Origin of the sequence: Porcincola sp. LCP21S3_C12 (assembly GCF_052118625.1) — a bacterium.
Taxonomy (GTDB): Bacteria; Bacillota; Clostridia; order Lachnospirales; family Lachnospiraceae; genus Porcincola.
In genome coordinates this window covers 62407-69479 of record NZ_JBQKGW010000017.1, presented here as the reverse complement: position 1 = coordinate 69479, position 7073 = coordinate 62407, and the positions used below count along the sequence as shown (strand labels likewise).

Below are 7073 nucleotides of genomic sequence, written 5' to 3'. Positions count from 1 at the left end.
AGATGTTACTGACATCTCTTATCCCTTTTACTGTTTAAAGGTCAGTTCCTTAAATAAAACTTTTCAGAACTTTCAAGGTTGTTTCACTGTTCAGTTATCAAGGTACTCACAGCATCGACATGTTTCCGATGCAGCGGAGAAGGAGGGATTTGAACCCTCGCGCCGCTTTTAACGACCTGCACCCTTTCCAGGGGTGTCCCTTCGGCCAGCTTGGGTACTTCTCCAGAAATACTTGTTGCCCTACGATCTGACGATTTTGCTTTCGTCATATATTGTTTATTATGATCGAATCTCATCTCCGATCAAACGGAGAGGATGGGATTCGAACCCATGCGCCCTTGCGGACAAACGGTTTTCAAGACCGCCTCGTTATAGCCACTTCGATACCTCTCCAAAACCGTTTCATGCTGTTCTTTTTTACAGCGCTCGATTAATATATCATCCTCCTGTTAGAATGTCAACACTCTTTTTTTATTTTTAGATATTTTATGAACGTGTTTTATGGACGTTTCCGATCTCTGATCAGAAGCTCCGCCAGCAAAAGATCCTCAGGGACTGTAATTTTAATATTACGGACATCTCCCTCTACAATTTTCACACTTGCCCCTGCGTATTCTGCTGCCATGGCATCATCCGTCACGGTTACACCGTCTGCAGATACTTTCTCATAGGCAGCCAGAATCAATGGGTAAGAAAATGCCTGCGGTGTCTGCATCAATCGAAGTTCTCTTCTATCAGGCGTGCTGATCACCATATCCTGTTCATCCACAATCTTGACCGTATCCCGGGCTGGAACAGCGGCAGCCGCAGCCCTATATAACGCAGCGGCTTCTGCCGTACGCGCAATCACCGCCTGGCTGACAAGCGGCCTTGCCCCATCATGGATCAGGACACAGGACGTGTCGCCACGCAGTGCACGAAGACCGCATAATACAGAATCTCCTCTCTCTGCCCCGCCCGGAACAATCTTTGATACCTTGGTCAGCCCGTACCGCTTCACAATCTCTTCCTGACATTTCATGATCTGATCCGGCCCTGTTACAAGCACGATTTCATCAATGTCAGGGCTCTGCTGAAATGCTTCTATCGTCCAGGCAATCACAGGCTTTCCACAAAGGTCGAGGTACTGCTTCGGCATCACCTGATGCATCCTTCTGCCGGCCCCCGCAGACAGAATGATAGCTGCATTTTTCTGCATATATGATCACCTTTCTCCAAGTCTGAGATTTGGAATGGCATTCAGACTCCAGTCAGAACGAATCCCCTTTTTGAAGTCATAGTACGCTGCTGCACCGATCATAGCTGCATTATCGGTGCACAAGATCGGAGATGGACGATAGAAGGCTACTCCCCTCTCCTGGCATGCCTGTTCCATTGCGCGCCTCAGAGCACTGTTGGACGCGACGCCCCCGGCAATCGCAAATTTTTGAAAATGAAACTCCTCAACAGCTCTCATGGCATGAGAAACCAGCACATCCACCACCGCCTTCTGAAAGGATGCCGCTACGTCCGGCACACTAATATTCTCTCCCTTCATATGGCATTCGTTCAAATAGTTCAGCACTGCACTTTTCAAGCCGCTGAATGAAAAATCATACTCCGACCCTCTGACTTTTCCCTGCGGAAACACAATTGCGTCCGCATTTCCCTCTTTGGACACTTTGTCGATCTTCGGTCCTCCCGGATACCCCAGGCCAATTGCACGGGCTACCTTGTCAAACGCCTCCCCGGCTGCATCATCGCAGGTTTTCCCCAGAATCTCATATTCTCCGTAATCTTTTACCAGAACGAGATGCGTATGGCCTCCGGAAACAATCAGACACCCGAATGGTGGTTCAAGTTCCTTATTCTCAATGTAATTTGCGCTGATATGTCCTTCAATATGATGAACCCCGACAAGCGGCAGATCCTTTGCCCACGCAATCGCCTTGGCCGCAGATACGCCGACCAGAAGCGGGCCGATAAGCCCCGGCCCATAGGTCACCCCGACGGCATCGATATCATCGAGCGTCATCTGGGCATCCTTGAGCGCTTTCTCCACAACCTGGCTGACGCGCTCAATGTGCTTTCTGGAAGCGATTTCCGGTACGACACCGCCATAGAGTGTATGGATATCGATCTGCGAGGAAATAACATTGGACCGCACATCCCGTCCATTGACAACAACCGCGGCTGCCGTTTCATCGCAGGAACTTTCGATTCCCAGTATTCTGATTTCTTTTGTGTCTTCCATCTTTCGTTCAGTCCTCAAAGTCAAGTTCGCAGCTCAGCCCATCACTTCCGCATCTTGTATGTGGAAAAATCGTCTCTGCCATTTCCAGGTACTGCTCCGGGTGCGTCAGCGAGGGGCTGTAGTGCGTCAGCCATAGTTCTCCTACCCCCGCATCCTCAGCCAGAGAAGCTGCCTCCCGGATCATCATATGCTTGTGATCCTTTGCATTCGCCAGTTTCTCTTCTTCACCATACATCCCTTCACAGATAAACAGATCCGCTTTCTCCGCATTGCGGACAATCGAAGCTGTCGGCCGGGTATCGGTCGTATAGGTCAGCTTCAGCCCCTTTCTCGGCGGCCCCAGTACCATATCTGGTGTCAGAATCCTGCCATCCTCGGCTGTAATCGTCATTCCCTTTTGAAGAGGATTCCAGTATTTCAGGGGGATATTCTCTCGCTTTGCGCGTTCCTGGTCAAAGCGCCCCCTTCTGTCCAGCTCCACTGTATATCCGTAACAGGGCACTCTGTGGTTGACCTTGAACGCCCTGAGCCGGTATCCATTCAATGTAAATTCCTGTTCATCGCCCTGTATTTCTACATATTGAATTTCAAATGGCAGTTCCGGCGCTATGACTCTAAGTGCATTCACCACCCGGGGCAGGCCTCTGGGTCCGATCAGCGTCAGCGGCTTCGTCCTCTCTGCATTTCCCATCGTCAAGAGGAGACCGGGAAGTCCGCCGATATGATCCCCATGGAAATGAGTGAAACAGATGACATCGATCGGCTTGAAGCTCCATCCCTTCTTGCGCAGCGCGACCTGGGTTCCTTCCCCGCAGTCAATGAGAAGACTGCTTCCGTTATATCGCACCATCAGACTTGTCAGATGGCGGTACGGCAGCGGCATCATTCCGCCGCAGCCGAGCAGACAGACATCAAGCATGGATCAGTTTTCCTTCCTCTTCCACATAATCAATGCATCCTCCCTGGGTTGTTCATAATAGTCTTTCCGAACTCCCTCCGTCCGGAATCCCAGTCCTTCATAAAGCGTCACCGCAGCCTTGTTGCTTTTGCGCACTTCAAGGGTATAGTCGCAAATCCCCTCTTCTCTTCCGCGGTGCATAACCTCGGTCAGCAGTTTTCCAGCAATCCCCTGTCTCCTCAGCGCATCTGAGACTGCAATGTTCATGATGTTGCCTTCTCCGGCAGCATTCAGTAATATCACGTACCCCGCAATTTCGCCGTCTGCACAGTTCTCGGCCACCAACATCGTATACTGCGCCTGATGCAGAGATTCCCGCAGCATCTTCTCACTCCATGGCAGAGAAAAATACAGCTTCTCCATCACTGCAATCCTGGAAAGATCCTTTTCCTCCGCTGGCCTGATCCGGATCGGGCTCTTTTCCGCAAGTCTGCTGCTTCTGACTCTCTCCGCCTGAGAGACTCTTAGGTAAATCGGTCTGTGTTCTTCCGCTGTCTCTGTCCGTCCGGCTGCCAGCAGCTCTTCTGCCCTCAGTGCAACAGACGCTGCTCTCTGTTCAAGAAGATTCAGCGGAGCAATCTTGTACGGTACCGTCAGCTTCTCATTCAGAATGTCACGGTATTTCACGCATCCATCCCCAAGAAGAATCAGTCTCTTTCCGGTCTTTTCTGCCATCTCGTTCAGCTTGATGCACAATTTCTCAACTGAAACCGGTTGCTGATCCATCAGGACATCAAGAGACGTTTTATCCGAGCTGACGGACAGGCAATCATCCTGATACGTGTAAACACCAGCAAATACTTCTGTTCTTCTGGCATCCATCATCGGACAGATCAGTTCACTGCAGCCATGGAAATTGGATGCAAGTCCCTCTAATGTTGGTACATTGATGATCGGGATCTTCAATGCAAGCGCAATCCCCTTTGCCGTTGCTGATCCAATCCGAAGTCCTGTAAAGGAACCCGGACCACCTGAGACAGCTACTGCTCCCAGGGTTGTTTTATCCAGTTCAATTGCACGGGAAAGCTCATCAATCATCGGAAGCAGAGTCTGGCTATGCGTTTTCTGATAATTTACAGTATACGCTGCAATCAGTTTCCCATCCTCCACGACGGCAGCTGACGCAGGCATTCCAGATGAATCAATCGCAAGTATTTTCATCTCTTATCCTTCATGTATGTTAATTTCTCTTATGCCTCTACCGTAATCTTTCTGTAATCAAATCCTTTTTTCGGATTTTTCTCAATCGTGACGCGCTTCAGCTTCCCGTCTGGTATTTCCTCCATCAGGTCTTCAATCAAATTCGCCCACTCAATCAGGCAGACACCATTCCCATAGATGTAATCGTCCCACCCAACTTCCATCATTTCCTCCGGGTCTCCGATCCGATATACATCAAAATGATACAGCGGCAGCCGTCCCTCCTCATAAAGCTGCAGAATGGTAAATGTCGGACTGCTGATGTCTTCCTGTATGCCAAGGCCGGCTGCAAACCCTTTTGTGAATACGGTTTTTCCAACACCGAGATCGCCCAGGAGCGCGATGACATCGCCCGGAGCCGCTTTCTCCGCCATCTGAAAGCCAAGCCTGAACGTGTCATCAGGGGTAAATGCTTCTGTCACTGTCTTCATAACTGCCCCTCTCCGGCTCGCTGATACAGGAACGCAAGCGGGTCTGCTGAACTGATAAAGTTCATCAGCATGAATGCGCAGTTTGCCGCAACATTCTCTTCCCGAAGAATCCGTGCTGCCTCCTGTCTGTCTGCCAGTACCACATCCAGCTGCTCCGTATCCTCCAGCCCATTCTGACTGATTGTCCCACCAGCTGTTCCAAAAACCATACAGCAGCTTTCATCTGTCATTCCTGCCGATGAGTAGAACGGCCGCTCATATCCGGAGTCAGACAGCACAGGATGAAACTCAAGTCCTGTCTCTTCCCGCATCTCGCGCAGGGCAGCCTCGTCAACCCGCTCTCCATCCTCGACAAGGCCGGCCGGCAGTTCATATATATAGGTGCCCAGCGGGTATCTGTACTGATGGACCAGCACCACCCGGTCTCTGTCTTCTCCGTATAAAGCGAACATTACAACACCATCAGGTCTGTCGGCTCCGGTCATCAGATCCAGTTTTTCTGCTGATTCTCTTCTAGAGCACATATAATATTTCTTATGATTGCCAATCCGGTCTGTCGTATTGAGCTCATAATAGTTCAGAAAACGATTCTTCGTAACCTGACTGACATGGTCTACCTCTGCCATCTTTTCTGATATCTGTCCCTTCATTTTGCTCTGCCTGCTTGTCTGTCTGCGCTTTTGCCACTACGCACTAAAATCCTGTCCAGTGTTCCTATTATCCTTTCGATAAAACCCTTTGTCAAGCAAGGAGGCGGGTGCCATTTCGCTGCATTTCGCCCGTGCTTTCATGATGAGATGTGAAGATTTCATGAATTAAACCCATCCGGATTGTTCATAAAAAAGCTGCGTGTTAAGATAGAAAATAAATCACAAGACAATCCCTTGTCGTATTTCAATAAACTGGGAGGTGACCCTTTATGAATCATTCCGATAACCGATCTGTCATGGTCACAGTATCCTTTGTTCTGGCGCTTGTCTCTTTTGCGTCATTTCAGATTTTCTTTATATCGCTTCCATGTGCATCCGTATCAATCATCCTGGCACTCATTTCAAGAGGCGACGGTCCTCTTCTTCCGCGTGCCAAGGTTGCTCTGGCCTGTGCAAGTGCGGCTGCCGTACTGACAACTGTTCTGACAGTGTCTGCCGTCTATACATATATGCATAATCCACAGCTTCGTGCCGAGGTGGAACAGCTCTATCAGTACTACACTGATCCGGATGCCGAGACTGGTTCAACCGACGAGTCATCCAAGAGCGGAGAGGCTCTCCTGAAGGAAATTTTGTCAGGCCAGTACAGGGAGGACAAGCAGAGCAATGCTTCATCCGATACTGCCCAGTCCGGCACAGCTTCGCAGAACGCAAATGAAGTCTCTGCTACACTGAACGGAGGCCGTGTGATATGACCAGTTCCAGTCTGAAGGCCCGCAGCCGCGCCATCCTGATCAATTACTACGCATTTGCGGTATTCGCCTCCATTGTCCTGAGTGTGCTGAACATCGCACTGTTCTTCCTCGGAGACCTTGCTTCCTTTTCCTCCAGAAGAAACGTTGTTGGTTCTTCTCTGAATCTGCTGATTTCATTCATCCTGTTTGCTGTCTCCACCCTGCTGCAAACCGGGTACTGCTTTCTTTCCCTGAACATTGCACGAACAGGTCACGCAAGGATCAGGGACTTGTTTCTCGGCTTCCGTTATCACACTGGAAGGCTTTTGCTTCTTTCCATGGCTCTGACTGTCATACAGTATTTGTGTGCCTTCCCTCTTGTCTACCTGATTTTTGCATTTCTCCTTCAGGGGACAAAGACTTCGATGTTTGGTTTTTCAATCTCGTCAGACCTTCAGTTTGCTGGAGTCGCCATCCTCTGCCTGCTTCTGTCTGCATTGCTCTATGGCGTATTCTATTTGTTATATGATCAGGCACTGTTCTTATTCATCGACCATCAGGACTACAGCTTTTTACAGTGCCTCCGCGAAAGCCGGAAGATGATGCATGGTCATCGAATACAGCTGTTTCTGCTGTACCTTTCTTTCATTGGCTACTGGGTGCTTTCCATTCTTTCCCTTGGTACAGCCTATATCTGTGTCAAGCCATACATAGCTGTCACAAAAGCACTCTTTTACGTAGAGCTGTCCGGGCAGCGTGACCCATACGGTACCTGATTATTCCATCGATACCAGCCGCAGCTGCAAAACAGGAAAAAACGGTTAAAAAAGAGACATCCCGCTCCTGAGGAGCAGGATGTCTCTTTTC

Annotated in this window: 8 protein-coding genes and 2 tRNA genes; 2 read left to right on the top strand and 8 right to left on the bottom strand. The window is 49.6% G+C overall.

From position 1 onward, the window contains the following. Positions 1 to 134: 134 nt before the first annotated feature. The 8 genes from ACTQ1N_RS09790 to ACTQ1N_RS09755 all read right to left on the bottom strand — a co-directional run bounded on the left by ACTQ1N_RS09790 (position 135) and on the right by ACTQ1N_RS09755 (position 5472). Positions 135 to 224: transfer RNA gene (locus ACTQ1N_RS09790), tRNA-Ser, on the bottom strand. Between the two features lie 83 nt (positions 225 to 307). After that, a tRNA-Ser gene (locus ACTQ1N_RS09785) sits at positions 308 to 393 on the bottom strand. Positions 394 to 499: 106 nt separating this feature from the next. Beyond that, a complete protein-coding gene (ispD, locus tag ACTQ1N_RS09780; protein WP_441956574.1) occupies positions 500 to 1198 on the bottom strand; it encodes a 2-C-methyl-D-erythritol 4-phosphate cytidylyltransferase in 699 nt (232 codons plus the stop codon). A gap of 6 nt (positions 1199 to 1204) precedes the next feature. Next, a complete protein-coding gene (tsaD, locus tag ACTQ1N_RS09775; protein WP_441956573.1) occupies positions 1205 to 2233 on the bottom strand; it encodes a tRNA (adenosine(37)-N6)-threonylcarbamoyltransferase complex transferase subunit TsaD in 1029 nt (342 codons plus the stop codon). Between the two features lie 7 nt (positions 2234 to 2240). Further along, entirely contained in the window at positions 2241 to 3152 is a 912-nt protein-coding gene (locus tag ACTQ1N_RS09770) for a ribonuclease Z (RefSeq protein ID WP_441956572.1), read from the bottom strand. 3 nt (positions 3153 to 3155) lie between these two features. Further along, positions 3156 to 4352, bottom strand: coding sequence for a tRNA (adenosine(37)-N6)-threonylcarbamoyltransferase complex dimerization subunit type 1 TsaB (tsaB, locus tag ACTQ1N_RS09765; RefSeq protein WP_441956571.1), 1197 nt, complete (start codon positions 4350 to 4352; stop codon positions 3156 to 3158). A 29-nt stretch (positions 4353 to 4381) separates the two neighbouring features. Next, positions 4382 to 4822 carry a tRNA (adenosine(37)-N6)-threonylcarbamoyltransferase complex ATPase subunit type 1 TsaE gene (gene tsaE / locus ACTQ1N_RS09760; protein WP_441956570.1) on the bottom strand — a complete coding sequence of 147 codons (441 nt, stop codon included), beginning with the start codon at positions 4820 to 4822 and terminating at the stop codon, positions 4382 to 4384. Further along, a complete protein-coding gene (locus ACTQ1N_RS09755) occupies positions 4819 to 5472 on the bottom strand; it encodes an NUDIX hydrolase (RefSeq protein WP_441956569.1) in 654 nt (217 codons plus the stop codon). The genes tsaE and ACTQ1N_RS09755 overlap by 4 nt, the downstream gene beginning before the upstream one ends. A 269-nt stretch (positions 5473 to 5741) precedes the next feature. Here ACTQ1N_RS09755 and ACTQ1N_RS09750 point away from each other — a divergent pair, with 269 nt between their 5' ends. After that, complete coding sequence (locus tag ACTQ1N_RS09750; RefSeq protein ID WP_441956568.1) at positions 5742 to 6227, top strand: hypothetical protein; 486 nt, start codon at positions 5742 to 5744, stop codon at positions 6225 to 6227. Next, the gene (locus tag ACTQ1N_RS09745) at positions 6224 to 6982 is read left to right on the top strand and encodes a DUF975 family protein (RefSeq protein WP_441956567.1); all 759 of its coding nucleotides are present in this window, start codon (positions 6224 to 6226) and stop codon (positions 6980 to 6982) included. The genes ACTQ1N_RS09750 and ACTQ1N_RS09745 overlap by 4 nt, the downstream gene beginning before the upstream one ends. Positions 6983 to 7073 lie beyond the last annotated feature (91 nt).